At 48.0% G+C, this 19,972-nt stretch carries 19 protein-coding genes and 5 pseudogenes; 13 read left to right on the plus strand and 11 right to left on the minus strand.

What is annotated here, in order from left to right; translation table 11 throughout:
* Nucleotides 1-180: 180 nt before the first annotated feature.
* Together JCM11969_RS18585 and JCM11969_RS03345 are read left to right on the plus strand one after the other, a co-directional pair.
* Nucleotides 181-1,269, plus strand: coding sequence for a TOTE conflict system archaeo-eukaryotic primase domain-containing protein (locus JCM11969_RS18585; RefSeq protein ID WP_054708233.1), 1,089 nt, complete (start codon nucleotides 181-183; stop codon nucleotides 1,267-1,269).
* Nucleotides 1,200-2,984, plus strand: a complete 1,785-nt coding sequence (locus tag JCM11969_RS03345; protein ID WP_369523186.1) for a DEAD/DEAH box helicase — start codon at nucleotides 1,200-1,202, stop codon at nucleotides 2,982-2,984. The genes JCM11969_RS18585 and JCM11969_RS03345 overlap by 70 nt, the downstream gene beginning before the upstream one ends.
* A gap of 113 nt (nucleotides 2,985-3,097) precedes the next feature.
* Here the strand turns inward: JCM11969_RS03345 and JCM11969_RS03350 are convergent, their stop codons facing one another.
* The gene (locus JCM11969_RS03350; protein ID WP_054708239.1) at nucleotides 3,098-3,628 is read right to left on the minus strand and encodes a TetR/AcrR family transcriptional regulator; all 531 of its coding nucleotides are present in this window, start codon (nucleotides 3,626-3,628) and stop codon (nucleotides 3,098-3,100) included.
* Nucleotides 3,629-3,881: 253 nt separating this feature from the next.
* Between JCM11969_RS03350 and JCM11969_RS18590 the strand changes: the two are divergent.
* Nucleotides 3,882-5,150, plus strand: a pseudogene (locus JCM11969_RS18590) (FAD-dependent oxidoreductase).
* A gap of 124 nt (nucleotides 5,151-5,274) precedes the next feature.
* Here the strand turns inward: JCM11969_RS18590 and JCM11969_RS17540 are convergent.
* The 3 genes from JCM11969_RS17540 to JCM11969_RS03375 all read right to left on the minus strand — a co-directional run bounded on the left by JCM11969_RS17540 (nucleotide 5,275) and on the right by JCM11969_RS03375 (nucleotide 7,152).
* A complete protein-coding gene (locus JCM11969_RS17540) occupies nucleotides 5,275-5,616 on the minus strand; it encodes a hypothetical protein (RefSeq protein ID WP_054708245.1) in 342 nt (113 codons plus the stop codon).
* Between the two features lie 79 nt (nucleotides 5,617-5,695).
* On the minus strand, nucleotides 5,696-6,016 hold the full coding sequence (locus JCM11969_RS03370) for an MFS transporter (RefSeq protein ID WP_054708248.1): 321 nt from the start codon (nucleotides 6,014-6,016) through the stop codon (nucleotides 5,696-5,698).
* A gap of 20 nt (nucleotides 6,017-6,036) precedes the next feature.
* Nucleotides 6,037-7,152 carry a DHA2 family efflux MFS transporter permease subunit gene (locus tag JCM11969_RS03375; protein WP_054708251.1) on the minus strand — a complete coding sequence of 372 codons (1,116 nt, stop codon included), beginning with the start codon at nucleotides 7,150-7,152 and terminating at the stop codon, nucleotides 6,037-6,039.
* A gap of 165 nt (nucleotides 7,153-7,317) precedes the next feature.
* Between JCM11969_RS03375 and JCM11969_RS03380 the strand changes: the two genes are divergently transcribed.
* The 4 genes and pseudogenes from JCM11969_RS03380 to JCM11969_RS03395 all read left to right on the plus strand — a co-directional run bounded on the left by JCM11969_RS03380 (nucleotide 7,318) and on the right by JCM11969_RS03395 (nucleotide 13,298).
* Complete coding sequence (locus JCM11969_RS03380; RefSeq protein ID WP_054708254.1) at nucleotides 7,318-7,746, plus strand: MarR family winged helix-turn-helix transcriptional regulator; 429 nt, start codon at nucleotides 7,318-7,320, stop codon at nucleotides 7,744-7,746.
* A 5-nt stretch (nucleotides 7,747-7,751) separates the two neighbouring features.
* Nucleotides 7,752-8,366 (plus strand): flavin reductase family protein, encoded by a 615-nt coding sequence (locus JCM11969_RS03385; protein ID WP_054708257.1) that lies wholly within the window; start codon nucleotides 7,752-7,754, stop codon nucleotides 8,364-8,366.
* Between the two features lie 673 nt (nucleotides 8,367-9,039).
* Nucleotides 9,040-10,375 (plus strand): annotated as a pseudogene (gene brnQ / locus JCM11969_RS03390) (branched-chain amino acid transport system II carrier protein).
* A 390-nt stretch (nucleotides 10,376-10,765) separates the two neighbouring features.
* Nucleotides 10,766-13,298 (plus strand): annotated as a pseudogene (locus JCM11969_RS03395) (M1 family metallopeptidase).
* Nucleotides 13,299-13,397: 99 nt separating this feature from the next.
* Here JCM11969_RS03395 and JCM11969_RS03400 read toward each other — a convergent pair.
* From JCM11969_RS03400 to JCM11969_RS18030, 7 genes and pseudogenes are all read right to left on the minus strand, one after another.
* Nucleotides 13,398-13,826 carry a nitroreductase family protein gene (locus tag JCM11969_RS03400; RefSeq protein WP_054708260.1) on the minus strand — a complete coding sequence of 143 codons (429 nt, stop codon included), beginning with the start codon at nucleotides 13,824-13,826 and terminating at the stop codon, nucleotides 13,398-13,400.
* Nucleotides 13,784-14,032 carry a nitroreductase family protein gene (locus JCM11969_RS20255; RefSeq protein WP_082409157.1) on the minus strand — a complete coding sequence of 83 codons (249 nt, stop codon included), beginning with the start codon at nucleotides 14,030-14,032 and terminating at the stop codon, nucleotides 13,784-13,786. The genes JCM11969_RS03400 and JCM11969_RS20255 overlap by 43 nt, the downstream gene beginning before the upstream one ends.
* Nucleotides 14,016-14,246, minus strand: a complete 231-nt coding sequence (locus JCM11969_RS03405; protein ID WP_054708263.1) for a hypothetical protein — start codon at nucleotides 14,244-14,246, stop codon at nucleotides 14,016-14,018. The genes JCM11969_RS20255 and JCM11969_RS03405 overlap by 17 nt, the downstream gene beginning before the upstream one ends.
* Nucleotides 14,247-14,296: 50 nt before the next feature.
* A pseudogene (locus JCM11969_RS03410) lies at nucleotides 14,297-14,856 on the minus strand (SDR family NAD(P)-dependent oxidoreductase).
* A 104-nt stretch (nucleotides 14,857-14,960) separates the two neighbouring features.
* The gene (locus JCM11969_RS03415) at nucleotides 14,961-15,398 is read right to left on the minus strand and encodes a TetR/AcrR family transcriptional regulator (protein ID WP_054708269.1); all 438 of its coding nucleotides are present in this window, start codon (nucleotides 15,396-15,398) and stop codon (nucleotides 14,961-14,963) included.
* A 197-nt stretch (nucleotides 15,399-15,595) separates the two neighbouring features.
* Nucleotides 15,596-15,880: a hypothetical protein gene (locus JCM11969_RS03420; protein WP_054708272.1), complete on the minus strand. Its 285-nt coding sequence runs from the start codon at nucleotides 15,878-15,880 to the stop codon at nucleotides 15,596-15,598.
* The gene (locus tag JCM11969_RS18030) at nucleotides 15,813-15,992 is read right to left on the minus strand and encodes a hypothetical protein (protein ID WP_162231447.1); all 180 of its coding nucleotides are present in this window, start codon (nucleotides 15,990-15,992) and stop codon (nucleotides 15,813-15,815) included. The genes JCM11969_RS03420 and JCM11969_RS18030 overlap by 68 nt, the downstream gene beginning before the upstream one ends.
* A 221-nt stretch (nucleotides 15,993-16,213) precedes the next feature.
* Here JCM11969_RS18030 and JCM11969_RS03425 point away from each other — a divergent pair.
* The 6 genes and pseudogenes from JCM11969_RS03425 (at nucleotide 16,214) to JCM11969_RS03450 (ending at nucleotide 19,574) form a co-directional block, all read left to right on the plus strand.
* A pseudogene (locus JCM11969_RS03425) lies at nucleotides 16,214-17,105 on the plus strand (ABC transporter ATP-binding protein).
* 1 nt (nucleotide 17,106) lies between these two features.
* A complete protein-coding gene (locus JCM11969_RS03430) occupies nucleotides 17,107-17,973 on the plus strand; it encodes an ABC transporter permease (RefSeq protein ID WP_065901791.1) in 867 nt (288 codons plus the stop codon).
* Between the two features lie 31 nt (nucleotides 17,974-18,004).
* Complete coding sequence (locus tag JCM11969_RS03435; protein WP_054708275.1) at nucleotides 18,005-18,475, plus strand: hypothetical protein; 471 nt, start codon at nucleotides 18,005-18,007, stop codon at nucleotides 18,473-18,475.
* On the plus strand, nucleotides 18,451-18,663 hold the full coding sequence (locus tag JCM11969_RS03440) for a YdeI/OmpD-associated family protein (RefSeq protein WP_054708278.1): 213 nt from the start codon (nucleotides 18,451-18,453) through the stop codon (nucleotides 18,661-18,663). Before JCM11969_RS03435 ends, JCM11969_RS03440 begins: the two co-directional genes overlap by 25 nt.
* A 34-nt stretch (nucleotides 18,664-18,697) precedes the next feature.
* Nucleotides 18,698-19,150, plus strand: a complete 453-nt coding sequence (locus JCM11969_RS03445; RefSeq protein ID WP_054708281.1) for a LytTR family DNA-binding domain-containing protein — start codon at nucleotides 18,698-18,700, stop codon at nucleotides 19,148-19,150.
* A gap of 10 nt (nucleotides 19,151-19,160) precedes the next feature.
* Nucleotides 19,161-19,574, plus strand: coding sequence for a DUF3021 domain-containing protein (locus JCM11969_RS03450; protein WP_054708284.1), 414 nt, complete (start codon nucleotides 19,161-19,163; stop codon nucleotides 19,572-19,574).
* Nucleotides 19,575-19,972: the final 398 nt, after the last annotated feature.

Consider the following 19,972-nt stretch of genomic DNA (forward strand, 5'->3'; position numbering starts at 1 on the left):
TTTTTGTAGGTTGAGGCTACTTTAGCACGTTAGCGTTAGGCTAAGGCAAGGAAAAGCATGTCTTTTTGTAAAAAAACGTAAAGTCGGGGATAAAACGGGCGGAATATAGCGACATACCTAGTATTCAAGCGAATAACTCGATAGAATGGGGATAACAATGATGAGAGGTGGGGTGCGCACATGGCTAAACAATTTTATATCGATGAGCGGGGGCGGCAATTTTGTTTAACAAGTATTGCCGTTGACCGGAATACTAAGAGCAAGTTAGCTGTTTACACGGTTGACGACGATTCCCAGGTTTGGGCGGAACCGCTCGATCAATTTAGAGCCCGCTTTCATGCGAAAAAGTCTGCAAAAATTACCGTGCAAACAGAACCAAATACTAAATTGCAAACGAACACGCACCTCACAACAACGCAGAAAATCGCCCTTTATCGTCAGCGGTTCAATGCACGACAAGATGTTTATGCTGACCGTTATTTTAATAAGAAATTGCAAAAGAATGTTTATAGTCCAAAGACTGGTTTTTACAGTAACGGGCAAAAGGATTATAAGCATCCGTGGCCACTGACGGATGCCGTTATCAAGGCACATCTAAAGGGTGAGGCCTTTATTGGTCTCTACCCAATGCTAAAGGATGATACGACGAACTTTCTGGTTATCGATATTGATAAGCATAACTGGCAATCAATTTCCCAATCGATCCTTAAAGTGTGCCACAAGTATGATTTACCGGTTGCAATGGAACGCTCCCAGTCAGGGAATGGCAGCCATTTATGGTTCTTCTTTAGTGAACCGATTTTAGCTGAAACTGCACGTAAACTTGGCATGTATGTACTGCGCGAAGCGATGACGACCGACCCAGATATCTCGTTTGAAGCGTTTGATCGTCTTTTTCCCAGCCAAGATGTTTTGTCACGGAAGGGATTTTGTAATTTAATCGCGGCGCCGCTACAATACAAAGCCATGAAAGACAACGATGGCAGCCTGTTTATTGACGAGAAGTTTAACGCCTATGCGGATCAATGGCAATTTTTAGCACAGATCGGCACTTTAACTGGCGAACAGGTGAGTGCAACTCTGGGTAAACTGACACACCTGAATTATTGCATAACGATTTATCGACGATTAAAAAAGGACTCAGCATTATTCGCAGTGACCAACTGTACATTGATAAAACGCAACTCACCACTAAGCAGATCAATGCCCTTAAGTGGACGGCCACCTTTGCTAATCCCGATTTCTTTCAAAAACAAAAGAATCGGCTAAGCACCTACAATACACCGCGCTACATTTCACTCGCTTCTGGTAACGACCACTTCTTAGTTTTGCCTAGAGGGATCGAAGACCACCTTGAACAAAGTCTGGATGAGCCAAAGATTACTGATAAAACGATTCGAGGCAAAACGTTACACGCGACCTTTAATGGTCAGCTTCGGCCTGAACAGCAAGCGGCGCAAACAGCGCTATTGAAAACACACATGGGCATCCTATCGGCTCGGACAGGGTTTGGTAAGACTGTCATTGCTGCGAGTGTGATTGCAAAGTTGAAGGTTAAAACCCTAGTTATCGTAAACAACAGGGAGTTAGCCGAACAATGGCAAAACCGACTCACAGAATTTTTAAAAATTGACGATGAACCGTTTGTTGAACTGACAAAAACTGGCCGAAAAAAACATAAAACCGTTATTGGCACCTATTTTGGGTCCAAAAAACGACGGAGTAAGTTAGTGGATATTGCCACTTTCCAGACGCTGGATCGCGTCGATAATCTTGCAGAGTTCTTTAAGGATTACGAAGCGGTTATCATTGACGAAGTGCATCATTTAGCAGCAGTTACGTTTGACAATGTGATCAAAAAATTAGCGGCCCGCTACATTTATGGGCTTTCTGCAACGCCATATCGGCGGGATGGCTGGGATCCAATCATATTTTTACGGGCTGGGCAGATTGCGTATAAGACCGCTAAAGTTGACGAACAACAGTTGATGACAACTGAAAGAACACTCATTACGCGAGTTACAAATTTAGGTGAGATCAATGGCGCGTTGCTGGAGAGTAACAGTTTAGCTGAAAACTACGAGGCGATGACGCAGTCTGTTGATCGCAATGACCTGATTTTAAACGATATTCGAGAAAACTATCAAAACGGGCGCCATCAATTAGTGTTAACACAACGGAAAGCCCATATCGAACTCTTGAAAACAACGCTTGAAAAGGAGCATTTACCGGTTTTTGAACTCTCTGGTCGACAAAAGCCTAAGGAAAACCAAGCCGTTGTGGCAGAAATTGAAAAACAGACGGCACCATACATCATTATTGCCACTGGGTCGTACATTGGTGAAGGTTTCGATGTGAAATCAATCGATGCGCTGCTGATTACGATGCCGGTATCATGGAAAGGCACCGTTGAACAGTATGTTGGTCGGTTGAATCGGGACTTAGACAATAAGTCGGACTTGCTGGTGTACGATTATGTTGATCTGTTCATACCGATGCTGGCACGGATGTATCAAAAACGTTTGAAAGCCTATCGTGACCTTCACTATCGCGTACTGTCTGATGAGGACCGTGATCAAGGTATTCAAATCCTTAATAGTCAGCATGCTAAGAATGCATTTTTGGCTGATTTAGAATCGGTCAATAAGGATAACCAAAGCGTGATTATTGGCAGCCAGCAAATTGATGAAACGACCACGGCCATTCTTAAACGCGTGAATACAACGAACTTGCAAGTGGTTTCCGCACCACAACAACGCCAACCTAATCAGCAGGCGTATAAGCAAATTACTAACCAGGTACCCAAGTTTGTGACTTGTGAGGAGACGCCTGAAGTGGTCATTATTAGTGAGCGCGTGGTTTGGTATCGCTACAAGGATATCATGCGCCCTGGAAATCATAATCTTACGCTTCGGCTGAGTAGTAGCGCGATTGCTGAGCAGTTTATGAAACAGTTTTCTGGGGATATTTCGCTACTGGATTAAACCAACAAGAGTGTGACAGAAGGCGTTTTATTTCAGAGTTAAGAGGTCCCAACTGAAATCCCTGATTTGGGGGTTGAGTTGGGACCTCTTATATTTTGAATCGACCTTCGGCACTAAACATCAGGCAGTTTAATCATCCGCCGAAACAGCGCATTCAACTCCCGTTCAGAAATCGTCACATTCAGATCAGCCTGCCATTCCAGAAAACTAAACGCATTGTTAACGAGGGTGTACGCGACAAGTTCTTTTGGAATCGTTGATGACCAATTGGCGCGGTTCAGTGCCTCCATGTAGTAGTTTAAAAAGTATTGCCGGTAAGTCCAATGAAATTCTGGGTCGCTATTTTGTTTGCTAATGATGTCTGGCAAGGGGGCCTTCACGATTTCTACAAACATGGTAAAGGGTTCATTCATGAGCCTGTGCAACGCTAAGTTGTGATTATCGATGGTGAGCCCCTCAAACATATCGTATAGCAGGTCCGATTTATCATGATAATGCTGGTAAAAAGTGGTGCGATTGATGAGGGTGGTATCACAGATCTGTTTCACAGTGATTTTTGAAAAGGTCGTGGTTTGCAACAGCTGAATCAAAACGCGCTGTAGTTGCTGTTTGGTTTTTCTGACACGTAGATCATTGTCATTCATGGCTTCTCAACTCCTAGTGAACTGTTCACAAATAGTATACCGTTATCTGGACACCTGTTGGGTATTGTTGACTATTTTATTTTGTGAAAATGATAGCATGGTGTTGAAAGCGAATACAATATAAGTTAATCAATATCAGGGAGGTCTTTGAGATGACCAAAACTTTAACGACGGATGTGTTGATTGTTGGTGGCGGTGGGCAGGTATTTCAGCAGCCTTATCAGCAAGCCAAAGTGACGCGAGTGTTATTATTTTGGAGAAACTAGCACAGTTAGGCGGATCAACAGGTATGTCAGGTGGTGGTATTTCAGCAACTAATACGCGTTTTCAACGTGAGCGGGGAATCCACGACAAAAAGCAGGATTGGATGAATCTTTGGCACGAACGCGAAGCCACTTCTAATCCTGATGGACCGTATCCAGACTATGATTTTGTGGATTATTACATGGATGAGGCAGTAAAAACGACAGAATGGTTAGTGGATCATGCCGGCCATCACTATGGTGACATTACGGGATTTGGTTTGGATCCCGCTAAGCGCATCCACTTTCCTGGAAAGGGCGGCGAGTTGGGTGGTCCGCTGTTGATTCAAAATTTATCAGCTACGTTGGCTAAAACGCCGGTCAAAGTGATGTTGAATACTGCAGCTAAATCATTATTAACAGATGCGGAGGGGGCCGTTACAGGGTTAACGGCAACTACCCCAGATGGTGACATTGAAATTACGGCTAAAAAGATAATTCTGTCATCCGGCGGTTTTTCTAAGAGCAAAGCATTGATGGAAAAATTCGTGCCAGCCGCCAAGTCAGCGTATGAGCATAGTTTCTCTGGTGCTGGTAATCAGGGAGATGGTATTGTAATGGCGCATCAAATTGGTGCAGCTCTCTACGAAGACCCCTGGGTTATTGGCGAGGGAATTACCACCAATGTTCGTCACACATTTCCATTAATGATGGATTGATCAAAGGTTTACGTCGATGGTGATGGTAAACGATTTATGAATGAACAGACGCACTACGCAGTCGTGACTAATGACGTCATTGCAGCAAAAACACCGTGGCTGATTCTGGACACTACTAAGGAAAATGCTGATATCATTGAAGCGCTAAAGACTGGATTGGCCTCTGGAGAAGTGGTGGTTGCTGACAATTTCCATGATCTGGCAAAACAGATGCAGGTACCAGCTGACGTACTTAGTGAGACCATGACTTCATACAATCAAGGTGCGCATGAGGGACACGATACAATGGGGAAAGATCCGGAGTATACGGTTCCAGTTGAAAGAGTACCCTACTATGCAATTAAAATTTACCCGGTCATCATGGGAACCTTTGGCGGTGTGAAAACGACAAAGCAATTTGAGGTCTTAACAGATGGTGGGCAAGTCATCAAAAACCTCTTTGCAACTGGTGAAACGGCTAATAAAGTCATCTATAACCACGTGTACATGTCTGGTAGTTCGGTCCAATTTGCACTGACGAGCGGGCGGATTGCTGGTGAAGTAGCTGCTAAACAGCTTTAGTAGGATAGTTTAACTCACGGATAATTGTCATGATCTATAATAAAACGACCTCGAACTAATCCATGCAGGATCAGGCTCGAGGTCGTTTTATAGTGCCGAAATTACTTATTCTGAACGGCGTCAATCAACGCTCTGACTTCCGCAATCTTCTCCGGATAATCAGCGCTATCTTGTGCTGGCAGTGCTTGATCAATTCAATGATCTTCCGTCCGGTGACAGCAACCTTTTCGTTAGCGGCACCGGTCGAATTGAGAAATGAGATGATGAGGACCATATCGAGTGTGCGTAAGGCAACCTTGTCGCCAGCGATGGCTTCCTCGCCCATGTTTTTGATTGAGATACGTAAATTTCGCAGCTTGCGCTTTTGCTCGCGCCGTTCGTTCATGTACGGTAAAAATAAGGCGACACAGACGGCTAGAAATTCTGAAATTGCTGCGACCCACTCTGAAATTGTTCCCCATTCCATAATCGTTTCCCCCAAAGACTGTTTAGTTAAATCGAATTATAGGAGTCTTGCGGCCGAAATGCCAGCATTGGGTTGACGGCTAGTCTTTTGCAGGTTCAGCAACTGGTGCTTGCTTTGGTTTGGCCTCAGTCTTTAAGAAAAGGCCAGCGATGATGCCGACCACACCGATACCCGCCGCCACCAGCAGCGCGGCGTGCGTTCCGGTCATGAAGGCTTGGTGTACTTGAGTCACATAAGCGTGCGGATTCGTTCGCAACAGAGCCGTGCTTGGCGCAGCGTTATCAGAAACGTTTTGCATAACGGAAACAAGCAAAGCTGTCCCAATCGATGCACCGATTTGACGGACCATGTTGTTGCCGGCGCTCCCGTGGCTGATCAGGTCAGGCGTCAGTGACTGCATACCCAAGGTTCCTGAAGGCATCATGCGAGGGCCAGGCCAACATTTCGCAGAGCATACAGGGCAACGATGATCCAGGTTGCGGTGCTGACGGTGATGAAGGAAAGAGCTAGGGTACTTAGCGTCATGGTTGCAACGCCGAGAATGATGATCTGTTTGCCGCGCCCTTTGCCCAACAGATAACCGGCCACTGGACTCATCACAAACATGACAATGGCCCCTGGCAGCAGTGTTAATCCTGATTGCAACGCGGTTAACCCGCGAATATTTTGCAGGTAGATCGGTAAAATGAATTCGACAGCGACCATGCTAATTTGCGCAATGGCACTGATTACGGAAGCGAGCGCAAAGTTGCCCTTCGCGAAGACTTTGATTTGAAGGATGGGGTTGGCAATTCGTGATTGCCGGAAAAGAAAGGCGACCATGATAAGAACGCCAAGGACCATCGGCCAAAATGAGATGGCGGCTAACCACCCGTGATCGCCGATATTTGACGCCCCGTAGAGGATGCCGCCAAAGCCGACCATGGATAAAATGACGGATAGCCAATCGAGCGGCACGATTCGGTGTGGCACAACGTCGGCCATGAAGATCAGAATCATGATGAGGGTGATGACGGTGACTGGAATCATTACGTAGAAGATGGATTGCCAGCCCCAACCGTCAACGAGCCAGCCGCCAAGGGTCGGACCGATGGCGGGTGCCAGACCGAAGACTAGGCCCATCAACGTTGTGGGCACACTGCGTTCTTCGGGGCCGTAAACGGAGAAGAGGATGGTCATGCTCATGCCGGACAGCACGCCGGCACCGATGGCCTGGATCAACCGGGCAATCAACAGAACTGGAAAACTGCCAGCTACTGCGGCGACCACCGTCCCGACAAGGAAAATGGTTTCGAAAGACAGCATGAGCCACTTGGTATTAAAGCGGTCGGCCAACCACGCTGTGACGGGAATGAGGATGCCGCTCACAAGCGAATACCCAGTGGATAGCCACTGAACGGTCGAGGTGCTGATGTTAAACGTGTTCATGAGATGCGGTTGCGCGACTGAGAGGATCGTTTGGTTGATCATCATGGTAAACGCACTGAGGATGACTGCGGCGACCAGAAGCCACCGGATGTATGATTTGGATTGCATGTGTAGGACCTTCTTTGAAATAGTTAGATACTTAACGGTAGCTAAGATTAATGCATAGGTATCTAACTGTCAAGTACCTAATCATAAAACATCTATCTTTTTTGAAAATCCTCGGTTATACTGGTGTCAAAAGACCATCTACTTAAAACAAAGAAAGGCATGAAAATGGTATCAAATGGTGAATTGATCAACGACCTCATGCGCGCGATCTCTATTAATCAGCGCCGAATGGTTGAGTCAAAACTGCGCGAAGTCAGTCCGATGACGCCCGAACAATCCCGCGCGTTGCAGATGATTGGCGAACGACCGGGCATTATTCAACGGGAACTCGCGGACCTCTTTCATCGCCGGAGTGCCAGTGTCTCCAATTTATTACAGAACTTAGAGCGTGACGGGTACATTGTGCGCAAACGGCCCAGCAATAATGGCCGTAATAAACAGATTTTTCTCACGCAAAAGGGAACTGATGAGTTGGCAACCATTACGGCGGCGTTTAATCGCGGCACCCAAAATGTGGAGATGCCGTTGACGACGGATGAACAAGTGCAGCTGATTGGGTTGCTCCAAAAAATAGCTCGGAGCCAAGGAGGATGAGTGAGATGTATCATTTTAGAAGCGATGATTTAACACCAGTGGAACGCTATAAATTGCTCTCGGGCAGCGTGATTCCGCGGCCAATTGCCTGGGTGATGACAAAGGATATTGAAACGTTAAACCTGGCACCCATTAGCTTCTTTCAGGTTGCATCGGGACTGATGCCTTGGCTGACGCTGTCGGTTGGGTACCGAAACGGTAAGCGCAAGGATACCGCGGACAATATTTTGACGCACGAAGAGGCCGTGGTTCACCTCGTTGACGAAGATCTCGTGAAACAAATGAACGCGACGGCGGCCTCGCTCCCGCATGATCAAAGTGAACTGGATTTGATCAACCTGCCGCTGGTGCCGAGCCAAACGGTGGAGGTGCCGGGACTTAAGGCGGCAAAAATCCGTTTTGAAACAAAATTGTACGACTATAAACTGCTGAAGGATCCAACAGGCCAGCCGATGAGCGACTTCTTCTTTTTGGAAGTGACAGATATGTACTTTGATGAGTCGGTGTTGGATCCGGATAAGAAGTATGTGGACTACCATGCGTTTAATCCAGTTGCAAGATTGGCTGGGCCGAATTATGCGATGTTGGGGAATGAGTTTGAGTTGAGGAGACCGTTGTAGAGCGTGAAGCAAGGCGGTTAAGGGGCGGAGTGTAACGGACTCTGGCAGAAAAGTCCGGGTCTGACTTTTTTGCCAGAGTTCGTTACACAGTAGCCCCTTGCCTTGCTGAACGCGTTTCCGCTAGATAAAAGTAAAGCACGTCGCAAGTCACTCTCTAATAACAAGCACAATAAACCTGACTTTTTTTGCCAGAGTCCGTTACACGTTAGCCCCGTGCCTTGCGGAACACGTTTCCGCTAGATAAAAGTAAAGCGCGTCGTAAGTAACGCTCCAATAACAAGTACAACAAACCTGGTATTTTTGTCAGAGTCACTTACGCAGTAGCCCTCAGTTTCCCGGAACGCGTTCCCGCTAGATAAAAGTAAAGCACGTCGCAAGTAACGCTCTAATAACTAGCACGACAAACTTGGATTTTTGCCAGAGTTGGCTGATGCAGTAGCCTCAGCCTTGCGGAACACGTTTCTGCTATGTGGCATAGAAAGATGTCCGAAAAGTAATCAGATTAGTGATTATGCATCAACAAAACAAACCTCGCTGCCCATCTCTAACCGCTTTTTGTCGCGCTCTTTGTTAGAACCTCATGAGATCAAAGACCAAAGCCTACCTTGTCAATCAAATCCTTGATAAAATACAGGTAAGACTGTCGCGTATGCGACTGAAAGAGGCCATTTTGATGACTAAAAAATTAACAAGCCGCGACATGCTGTTCATTGGCATGATGTTATTTGGCATGTTCTTTGGCGCAGGGAACCTTATTTTCCCTGTTTTTGTGGGGCAACAAGCGGGGACAAGCTACTGGCCAGCCCTGATTGGATTTCTGATCTCAGGCGTTGGACTGCCCTTGTTAGGGGTGGCTGCCATCGGCATTACAAAGACGGACGGTGTCTTTACGCTGGCTCAAAAGGTGAATCGCTGTACGCCTATGTGTTTACGATTTTGTTGTACATGTGTATTGGACCCTTATTCGCGTTGCCGCGGTTGGCATCCATTTCGTTTTCCGTTGGGTTAACACCATTTGTGGCAAAGACCCATCAGAGCGGTGGTTTATTAGTGTACTCGATTCTCTTTTTCGCGGTTGCGTGGTTCTTTGCTCGCAAGCCCTCGAAAATTATGGTTTACGTAGGCAAGGTGTTGACGCCGGCGTTTCTGGTACTGCTCGCAATTTTGTTAATTATGGTTCTGATTAAACCGATGGGGCATGGACAGGCCCCGGTTGGTGATTTTGCCAAGGTACCACTAGTTGCCGGCTTTACCGCTGGCTATTCCACGATGGATGCCTTGGCAGCGTTGGCGTTCGGGATAATTGTGGTGAACGCCATCAAAGGGTTGGGCGTCACGCAGCCACCCAGATTGCGAAGGACACCATTCGCGCCGGTGGCTTAGCAGTTGCGCTGATGGCCGTTATTTACGGGTTACTGGCACTTCTAGGGCGAAACGCGCTTGGTCGTTTTGGCCGCGCAGAAAATGGCGGTCCGATTCTTGCAAACGTTGCCCACGCGTACTTCGGTGATTTAGGTAACGCACTGTTGGCAGTCATTGTGATCATTGCCTGTTTAAAGACTGCGATTGGTTTGATTACCGCATTTGGGGACACCTTTAAAGAGCTATTTCCGAAGGTGTCGTACCAACTCTTGATTGGCCTGGCGAGTGTGTTGCCGCTGATTTTTGCCAACGTTGGTTTGGAACGACTACTAGTGATTTCGACGCCAATCCTATACTTTATCTATCCACTTGCCATTACGTTAATTTTGCTGGGGTTATTGACACCATTCTTGGGGGAATCGCGATGGCTATTTGGTACGGTAACGGTGTTCACAGTGATTCCGGCCATCCTTGACGGACTGAATGCGATGTCCACAAGCCTGCATCATGGCTGGGTGGCGCAAGTCCTCAGTTGGGGCCAGTGGCTGCCCGGATTCAGTCTGGGACTTGGCTGGACAGTGCAGGCATTGATTGGCTTGGTTGTTGGACTGATTCTTGCGAAGTGGCGGACACCGGCCAGCAACTAAGCAGAGGTTGAATTGATGCTAAATACTATTTATTGGCCGATTACGAAAGTAGTTAATGACTTCTGATGGCAACCATTGTAGTAGTGTTTCCTATTGAGTTAGTCATTAATTACGACTAGACGAATCAGAGTATGAAGCATTGCTGTCAGTGCCCTTACTAGCAGTCGAGGGCGGATTCTCCGCAAACTCGGTTTAACGCCATTGTGATATTTATCTGTTGGTCAAAACGATGCTCAACGTGAGTGGAATGTAACGGCCTTCTCACCTGAATCAGAATGATGACGAATAAAGCCCCGCTTCGTTGAAAAGCGGGGCTTTTTGTAGTCGTCATGAATCATTTGTTAAACACTCTGTTGTATAATAAAGCCAATACTCTCAAGGGGGTCCATTATGACAGCGTTAAAACACTTTTATGAAACATTTCAACCATCGCATTACAATCTTTACATTGATGTGAACCGAGCAACCAAGCTGATTTCTGGGACGTCCACCATTACTGGTGACGCTAAAGAAGCCAATGTGCTGATTCACCAAAAATTCATGACCATTAACAGTGTGACTGCTGATGGTAAGCCTGTTACCTTTACCACCGATAATGAAAATGAGGCCATCCACATTACGCTGGCGCAACCAGGCGAAACGACACTGGCCATCGATTACACAGCGCCATTGACCGATTCCATGATGGGCATTTACCCGTCATACTATGAAGTGAATGGTGAAAAGAAGCAGATCATCGGGACCCAATTTGAAACGACCTTTGCGCGTCAGGCCTTTCCATCCGTGGATGAACCGGAGGCCAAGGCCACGTTCGACCTCGCGATTAAGTTTGACGAGCAGCCTGGTGAAACGATTATCGCCAACATGCCGGAAGACCACGAAGAAAACGGTGTGCACTACTTTGAGACGACGGTTCGGATGTCGACTTACCTGATCGCCTTTGCGTTTGGTGACCTGCAATCCAAGATCACGAAGACGAAATCCGGTGTTGAAGTCGGCGTGTTTGCCACCAAGGCGCACCAACAAAAGAGTTGGATTTCGCACTCGATATCGCAAAACGGTCAATTGAGTTTTACGAAGACTTTTATCAAACACCATATCCGCTACCGCATTCCTGGCAACTTGCACTGCCTGATTTCTCAGCCGGTGCCATGGAAAACTGGGGGTTAGTGACCTACCGTGAAGCCTATCTGACGCTTGATCCGGATAACACCTCGCTTGAAATGAAGCAATTGGTTGCGACCGTGATTGCTCACGAACTTGCCCACCAGTGGTTCGGTGACCTTGTGACGATGAAGTGGTGGGACGACCTGTGGCTTAATGAATCCTTCGCTAACATGATGGAATACGTTGCCGTGGATGCCATCGAACCTGACTGGCACATCTGGAACTGTTCCAAACTTCCGAAGCCCCAATGGCGTTGAACCGGGATGCAACGGATGGCGTGCAGTCCGTGCATGTGCAGGTCGAGGACCCAGCGGAAATCGACTCCTTGTTTGACGGTGCCATTGTGTACGCCAAGGGCGCGCGGATGCTGGTCATGGTTCGGGCACTGCTTGGCGACGATGCGCTGCGTAAGGGCTTAAAGGCTTACTTTGCTGCGCACCAATACGGCAACGCAACGGGGGCTGACCTCTGGGCTGCCCTAGGCGATGCGTCCGGGTTAGACGTTGGGGCGATCATGAACTCCTGGCTGGAACAACCGGGTTATCCCGTAGTCACCGCAGCTGTTAAGAATGGCCAGCTGACCTTGTCTCAGCAACAATTCTTTGTGGGTGATGGTCAGGATAAGGGCCGGCTATGGCAGATTCCGTTAAACAGTAACTATGACGCTGCGCCGGAGATCTTTAAAGACCAAACTGTGACGGTTGGCGATTACGCTGAGTTGCGTAGGACTAATGGCAAGCCATTCCGAGTTAACGTTGGCAACGACTCACACTTTATCGTGAAGTATGATGAGACCCTGTTAAACGACATTTTGAAGGATGCTGGGGCGCTGGATGCCATTTCGCAGCTGCAGATTCTTCAAGATCAGCGGCTATTAGCTGAGGGCCGTCAAATTTCCTACGCCGATGTGGTACCATTACTGCCTCAGTTTGCGGCGAGTGAACGTGCCGTTGTAACGACGGCGCTCTATCAAGTCGCAAGCAATCTGAGGAAGTTCGTTTCACCAGAATCTGCCGAGGAAAAACAACTGCAGGCATTCTTCAATAAACTGAGTGCTGATCAGGTGGCGCGGTTAGGCTGGACGGCGAAGGCGGGCGAGTCAAACGATGACCAGTTAACGCGGCCATATGTGTTGAGCGCAGCCTTGTACGCGCAGAATCAGACCGCCATTGCGGACGCGCACGCGCTGTTTACGGCAAATGCGGACAAGCTAGCTGAACTGCCGGCTGACACCCGGGGCTTTATTTTGGCAAACGAGATCAAGCACTTCGGCAACGAAGCGTTGTTTGACAAGCTGTTGGCTGCGTACCGGGCAACGGCGGATGCCAGCTATAAGAGCGACATTCGTGGGGCCTTGACGGGGACGCCGGATGCTGCGCTGATCACGAAACTGATCGGCCAGTTTGAAGATGCCGACACCATTAAGCCACAAGATCTGCGTGGCTGGTTCCGTGGCGTTCTCACCAACGAAAAGGGCGAACAGGCTGCCTGGGACTGGATCCGTAACGAGTGGCAGTGGCTGGAAAAGACGGTTGGCGGTGACATGGAGTTCACGACCTACATTACCGTTATTACCGGTATTTTCCGGACACCGGAACGGTTGGCTGAATTTAAGACGTTCTTTGAACCGAAGCTGCCAACCCCAGGGCTGACGCGTGAGATCACCATGGATATTAAGGTGATCACGAGCCGGGTTTCATTGATTCAGGCGGAAGAGACTGCTGTTAATAAGGCAATCGCTGCTGAAAATAACTAGATTAATTCACTAAAAAGAAACTGAAAATCTTATGATTTCCAGTTTCTTTTTGTCGTTATAACTATTTCGAGATTAACAAACTGTCTCGTCTGAGTTTAATCACCGAAAGCTCAAAATCTTTGTAACTGGTAACCGAACGGATTCAGTCGGGGCGCTGGCCGCCTTTCCAACGGCTAACATGATGATTGGCACATATCTTTCGGGGGCCATCCCCAGCACTGAACCGATTTTCTCATGGTCAAAGCCGGTCATTGGTCCGGTTTCAAACCCGTGGGCGCGGGCGACCAGCATGAATTGCATGGCTGGCAGGGCGGTGTCCAAGGTGAATGAATTGCGCAGATCTGCTGCTGACATCTGCTGGTAGATCGTCTGAATCATGGTGACGTAGCGTTCGTCGACACCAGCGGGCAGGAGACCCGCAGCCTTTGTTTGATCAAAAATGAATTGGGCGTTGTCAGCGGCCTGGAGGTCAGCGAAGAAGACAATTAGTGCCGAGGCAGTCTCGTTTTGGTGCACATCGTTTGGCATGAGGGGCTTGATCTTAGCTTCATCGCGGGCGAATCAATCACCACGATGCGCCACGGCTGCACATTAAGGGCAGAGGGTGCAAGTGTTGCCTCAGTAATCATTTGCGTGAGTTCTTGACGATCGATTTTGACGGTTGGGTCAAAATCGTGAATGGCGTGACGGCCGGTAAGGATTTTTTGGAAACTTGGCTCACTGGTTGAGGACATTAGCGGCACCTCCTTTTACAGCCTTTGATGATTTAAAACCTCCCAACGCAATCTTCGTTAAGAGTCGTTTCGGCAACAACCGGTTAGCAATGACGGCCACTCGAGCACCGTAGCCAACGGGGTAGTAATATTGCGGCTTACGCGTCGTGGCGACCTGGTAAATTAGTGTGGCTACTTGTTCTGGCGTGAGGTTCTTCGTCGCCGTAGTCGTCATTGCTTGGTGCACTTTGGCGGCTAATCTGGCGTAGGCGTGGGTGCCATATTTTAAGAAGGCGTCACTCTGCGAGCCATCGGCGTTTCAATACCGCCTGGCTGCAACACGCTGACTTGGATGCCAAATTGTTGCACTTCGGCTCGTAGATCATCTGATAAAACGTCAAGCGCTGCCTTAGTCGCAGCGTACCAGCGAAAAACGGCTGGACGACTTGGTTGACCATTGAAGATACCGTGATGATCCGTCCGTGGCCCTGACGGCGCATAGTGGGCAATGTCTGCTGAATGAGGGTGAGTGTGCCGAAGACATTCACGTCGAAAGTTTGTTTTGCTTCGGTAATGGGCACCTGTTCGATAGCACCATTAACGGCTGTTCCAGCAATATTTGCTAAAACGTCGATGTGGTCCGTCAGCGTTAAAATTTGTGCAACCGCTGATTTGACTTGTTCAGCATCGGTGAGATCGACGTCGATCATGTGGACATTGGGTAATTGCGGTTGCTGCGTTGCGTGGCGGGCCAGACCAAAGACGTTGAAGCCCTGTCGGCTAAACTGTGTGACTGCTGCTTGACCAACGCCGGATGAAGCGCCGGTTACGATTATTGTTTTCATTGTGCCACTCCTTTTTCAGCTACTGTACTGAAAATGACAGCGTGTCACAATCGCAAGAAATGCGAATCTTTCCCAAAATCGGCCATTTTAACGAATCTTGCGGATTAAAACGTTTGAAGCAGGGCGGTCATATCGTGTTTGAAGCTCCCACTAAAGGTTTCAAGCGTTGTGGTTTGCGGATCCTCATTCCATTTTTGGATAATGCCTACCAGCATTCCAGCGTAAGCATAGGCGAGAAATTCAGGTTGGCTGGCGCGGCGTAATTGGGTGATCAACGGGTGAGTTGTGTCGCTGATGATTGCCGTTTTAAGGTTGTCTGCTAGAATTTTGGTGAGGTCGGTGTATACGGTGGTACTTTTATTTTGGCTGGTCATGTTCCGTAATTGCGCTTGGTTGGCGGTCATGACGCGACTGATTGCTGTCATAAAATCCACCCCCTGGTTGAGGTCGGCCTGAACCGGCTTGCAGATCAGCATAAGCACCTCACCAAGCAAGGCGTATTTATCGTCGAAGTAGCGGTAAAAGGTTGAGTGATGGATCATTGCGGTCTTACAAATGGTGCCAATGGTAATTTGGAGGGGGTCGTTTTCAACAGGGTGTTCATGGTTGTCACGATATCCAGCTTTGTGCGCTGTTGTTTGAGTGTTTGCGTCATGGTGGTCTCCTTATAGGGTCATTATCGATACTGTAGCACAGAACGCGTATTGACAGTGTGAAATACACATCATTGCCCGGGTTATCATTGCCGGTATTTAAAGTAGTCGGCGGCGGAAAACGGCACAGCTGGTAAGTTCTCTGTGAGGCCTTCAAATAGGGCTTTTTCCTCGACGGCAGAGAGGGTCTCATCGTTCTTGAGCGTGTCAAACAGGTAGACATAAATGATAGCGTCAATATCAGCATGTTGGTCACACCAGCGATGGACACGCTGTTTGAGTTTCTTGTTGGCGCGAATCTTGTCAGGGTGGCGGGTGTAGTGGTAGCCACGTGGCGTTTCGAGCCGATTTGTAGCCGTAACCCTGGGCATCGTCGACCATGTTGCCGTCGAGGTCAAAAACGCGGTAGCGGGTCTCAGTGAGTGATTCGGTGTTTGCGTTTCTGGTGGTCTGGTAGGCTTTAACGATGTAGTCTTTTGACATATGAGCGCTCCTTAAAACAGTGATTTGTGCAGCTACTCATACATACGTTTCTGGCTAGCGCATTGTTTTAAAAAAAGGTCAAATTTCCCGGGTAATAATTAATTAATTGCCATCATCCGACCACTTAGCCCCAATTTCAACCACTCGTTGGTTCAACTGAGACAATTTAGGCCGAAAGCACTATGCTTAGGTCATCAAGTATGAATCGGGGGATGAACACTATGTCAGAATTAAGCATTCAGGATCTGACCAAGACGTTTAAAACGAAGGTTGCGGTCAACCATTTGGATATGCAGATTCCATCTGGGAAATTCATTGCATTTTTGGGGCCAAATGCGCCGGTAAGTCAACCACAGTTGGGATGTTGACGGGGCTGACGCAGCCCACGAGCGGCCAAATCAAATTGGGCACATTGACGCCCACAGATATTGCGTATCGGCAACAGATCGGGGTCGTTTTTCAGTACGGGGTACTGGATGATAATCTCACGGTCCACCAGAACTTAAAACTACGAGCGGCAATGTATCCCAATGTGGATAAGGCGTGGTTGGACCGTTTGGAAAACGACCTTGGTCTAACGCCGTTATTGAATCAGCGCTATGGCACATTGTCGGGTGGTCAGCGCCGGCGGGTAGATATTTCCCGGGCAATGATTCATCGACCAAAGATTTTAATTTTGGATGAACCGTCAACGGGATTGGACATCCAGACTCGAACGGTGATCTGGCAAGTGATTCATCAGCTGCGCAAAGAATTGCAGATGACGGTGATCTTAACGACCCACTACCTGGAGGAAGCCGAGGCGGCTGATTTTGTTTACGTCATCGACCACGGTGAGGTCATTGCTGCAGATTCAGTGAGCCATCTGAAACACGAGTATGCGCAAGTCGAAATGACACTGATTTCTGACCAGCCTGAAACGTTGCTGGCTAATCTGCAGCAGGACGGTTATCAGCCAAACAGGCGCAAGAAAAGGTGACCTTAACGGTGGCTGACGCTCAGACGAGTATCGATGTCCTGGTTAAGAATCGGCAGTACATTCAACAGTTTGACAGCCACGAAGGTGATATGAACACAATCTTTTTGGCACTAACAGGAAAGGAGATCCGTTAAGATGACAGCCTTTATTAAGCGGAATTTACAGCTCTTTTTCACCAACGGCAGCAACTTATTCTTTTCACTGCTAGGGGCACTGATCTCATTTGTGCTCTACATTGTTTTCCTAAAGCAGAACATGGCGAGTGCCTTACCGTTTACTGGTAAATCGGCGGTGCTTGATCCCTGGGTCATTGGTGGGACGCTCACGGTGACAGCCGTGACAACAACGCTAAGTGCGCTCAGCCAAATGATTCAAGACCGGGAACGGGGCACACTCGCTGACTTTTTGATGACGAAACTCGCCTATTGGCAACTACAAACTGCCTACCTTGTCAGTGCGTTTATCGTTGGCTGGATCATGCAGATCATCATGGCGGGTGTGATGTACGCTTATTTTGCAGCCGTGGATGGAATTACGATCCCCTGGAAGCTAACACCGCAATTAATTGGCATCGCCGGTTTCAGCAGTTTGATCTGGACGGCGTTTAGTCTGCTATGTTTGAGCTTTGTCAAAAAGGTGGATACACTGGGCAAACTGGGTACCATCATTGGCACAGCTTCAGGGTTCTTTGCGGGAGTTTACATTCCAATTGAATCGGTACCAAAAGCTGCGCAAACGTTGATGAAGATCACGCCAGCACCATACAATGCCGCACTGTACAGACAACTATTAATGAAGACGGCACTTAACGATAAGTTTAGTGGCGCCCGAGCAGGCCAAAAAGCCGCCTTTGAGACGGCGTTTGGGGTTCGACTTAAGTTGGGTTCAGTATTATCATTAACTTCAGTATATGGCGTTATGCTGGCATTCTTAGTCGGCTTCGTCATTGTCGCCTTGCTATTGATGCGTCGGAGTCGTAAACAAGTCATGGTGCGCATATAGTCAACTCATTGGGTGAAACGAGGGTCAGCTCATGGAAAATTTAGAAAAACTTGGGTTCACAAAATATCGGCATATTAGTCTTGATCACGTTCCAGCGTCACTTAGTGTATTGGTCGATGGCCTGATTGTAGAACCGCTCTCGACGGCGACTGATCTGCGGGTAGTCTTTGCGTTAAGTTTGCCTGAGATGAAGGCCCACATTAACCAGGTGGCCGCCGATAAACAGCTGGCGGCGTATGGCGTCGTCTACCTGCTGTATCCTAAACTTGCCAGTAAACAGTACCAGGGGATTCATCGGGATGCACTCTTTTCATTTTTGGCCATTAATCACACGACTGGGGAAATTGGGGCCACGGGTTTGAAATTTTCTCGCATGCGCAGTTTTAATGCTGACTTTACGATGATTGACCTGCGCTGCTATCAGCGGCGCCGCGACGCCAAACGACCAGTCAACGCGTCGGTGACTACGCAGATCGGGTGCAAGACCTCGCACAACGACTGAGTGGTGAACCTGCAGCTGCCAGTTATTTTTCTGAGCTGACGCCGGGTTATCAACGCGGGTGGGCGCGCTACGTTTACTCACCAAAACAGGCGGCAACCCAGCAGACGCATTTTGATCAGGCGGTCGCTGCGTTAACCGCTCATCAGCCGACCTGGGCTGCGTACCGGGCTGCTCAGAAGCATAACTGAGCGATTATCAAACCGAAAAGAGGCGCCACCACTGATGAAAGTCACCTTTGAAATAACTGCCGCAGTGCCACAAGATGAGATCGAAGTGGTCGTGCGTGCTGCAACGTTATCGCCAGATGTTACCCAGCTGCTCAATCGCCTGAACCAGTTAGGCGTCCGCCCCGCGGTACTCCCGATCACAGTCGCTGACCAGGTCATTATTTTAGCAACGGCTGACATCATCGCGCTGGAAGTAACCGGTGAGCGATTGACCGTGCAAACCGTCAATAAGATCTATCAGATTAACGGTCAGCTGAAAACGATGCTTGCGCGACTGCAAAATCCCGTTTTTGTTCAAGTTGGGCGAAGTGTCGTCCTCAATATTGATTATTTAACAGCATTAGAAGCTGAATTTTCTGGCAACATGACGGCAAAAATGACGAACGGTCTAAAACTCACGGTCAGCCGTAAGTTTTTACCCGATCTGAAACGCAGCATTGGCATGTGAGGTGGCTAAAATGAAAGCAATAAAAACGTTAATTGTCTACGCGATGTACGGCATTATGGTTGGGGCGACGATGTATCTATTAGTCATGATGACCGGGGTCCACGTGTTTTCGGTGACGCCCGTTAATATCGTTGCGCTCTTCGTTTTGTCAGGATTGATCGGGTTGTTATCGCGGTTATTTGATGGCGACCGGCTGTCATTTATTCAGCAACTCAGTATTCACTTTGTGGCCACATTTGTCCTGGTAGTGGCAGTAAATGCAGTGATGCACTGGCACTTCTTGTCGACCGGCACTTGGTTGCGATTTGGTCTCATTTTTCTGGCTGTATACTTCATTGTTTGGCTCGGCTGGTACGTTCAGACGCGACTGACTGCTGATAGTATGAACGCGCAGCTGCAGGCGCGACAGCGTGATGGTAAATAGTAGTGCAAAGGTCAGTACTCAAGACTGGCCCTTTGGAATTGTTTGAGAGGATATAGAATAGAGATATGGATAAAATTTTTGAAATATTATGTATATGCATAATTGCCGGCGCAGGTTTACTTTTGATCGTTAATTTCGTAACTGCTTTTAAAACCACGTTATTAGTGACGCTTCTCTTTTTGGGAAGTTGGTTTATTAAAGACCGTTTTTTAGTAGATAGATGATATTGAGGTCATGACCGTCGTTTGCGGGGGTGGCTTTTTCACTTGAATCTAAGGAGAGAGCAGTATTTAACTGCCAACGGAATCATTCTTGGTGGGGTTAAGTTTTTCCTGTTGACAAAAAAAGCGGAATCGATTATTATCTTAATCGAACGTTCGATTTATTAAAAGGAGCTT

Source organism: Secundilactobacillus paracollinoides DSM 15502 = JCM 11969, assembly GCF_001311135.1.
In the GTDB taxonomy this organism is placed as follows: Bacteria; Bacillota; Bacilli; order Lactobacillales; family Lactobacillaceae; genus Secundilactobacillus; species Secundilactobacillus paracollinoides.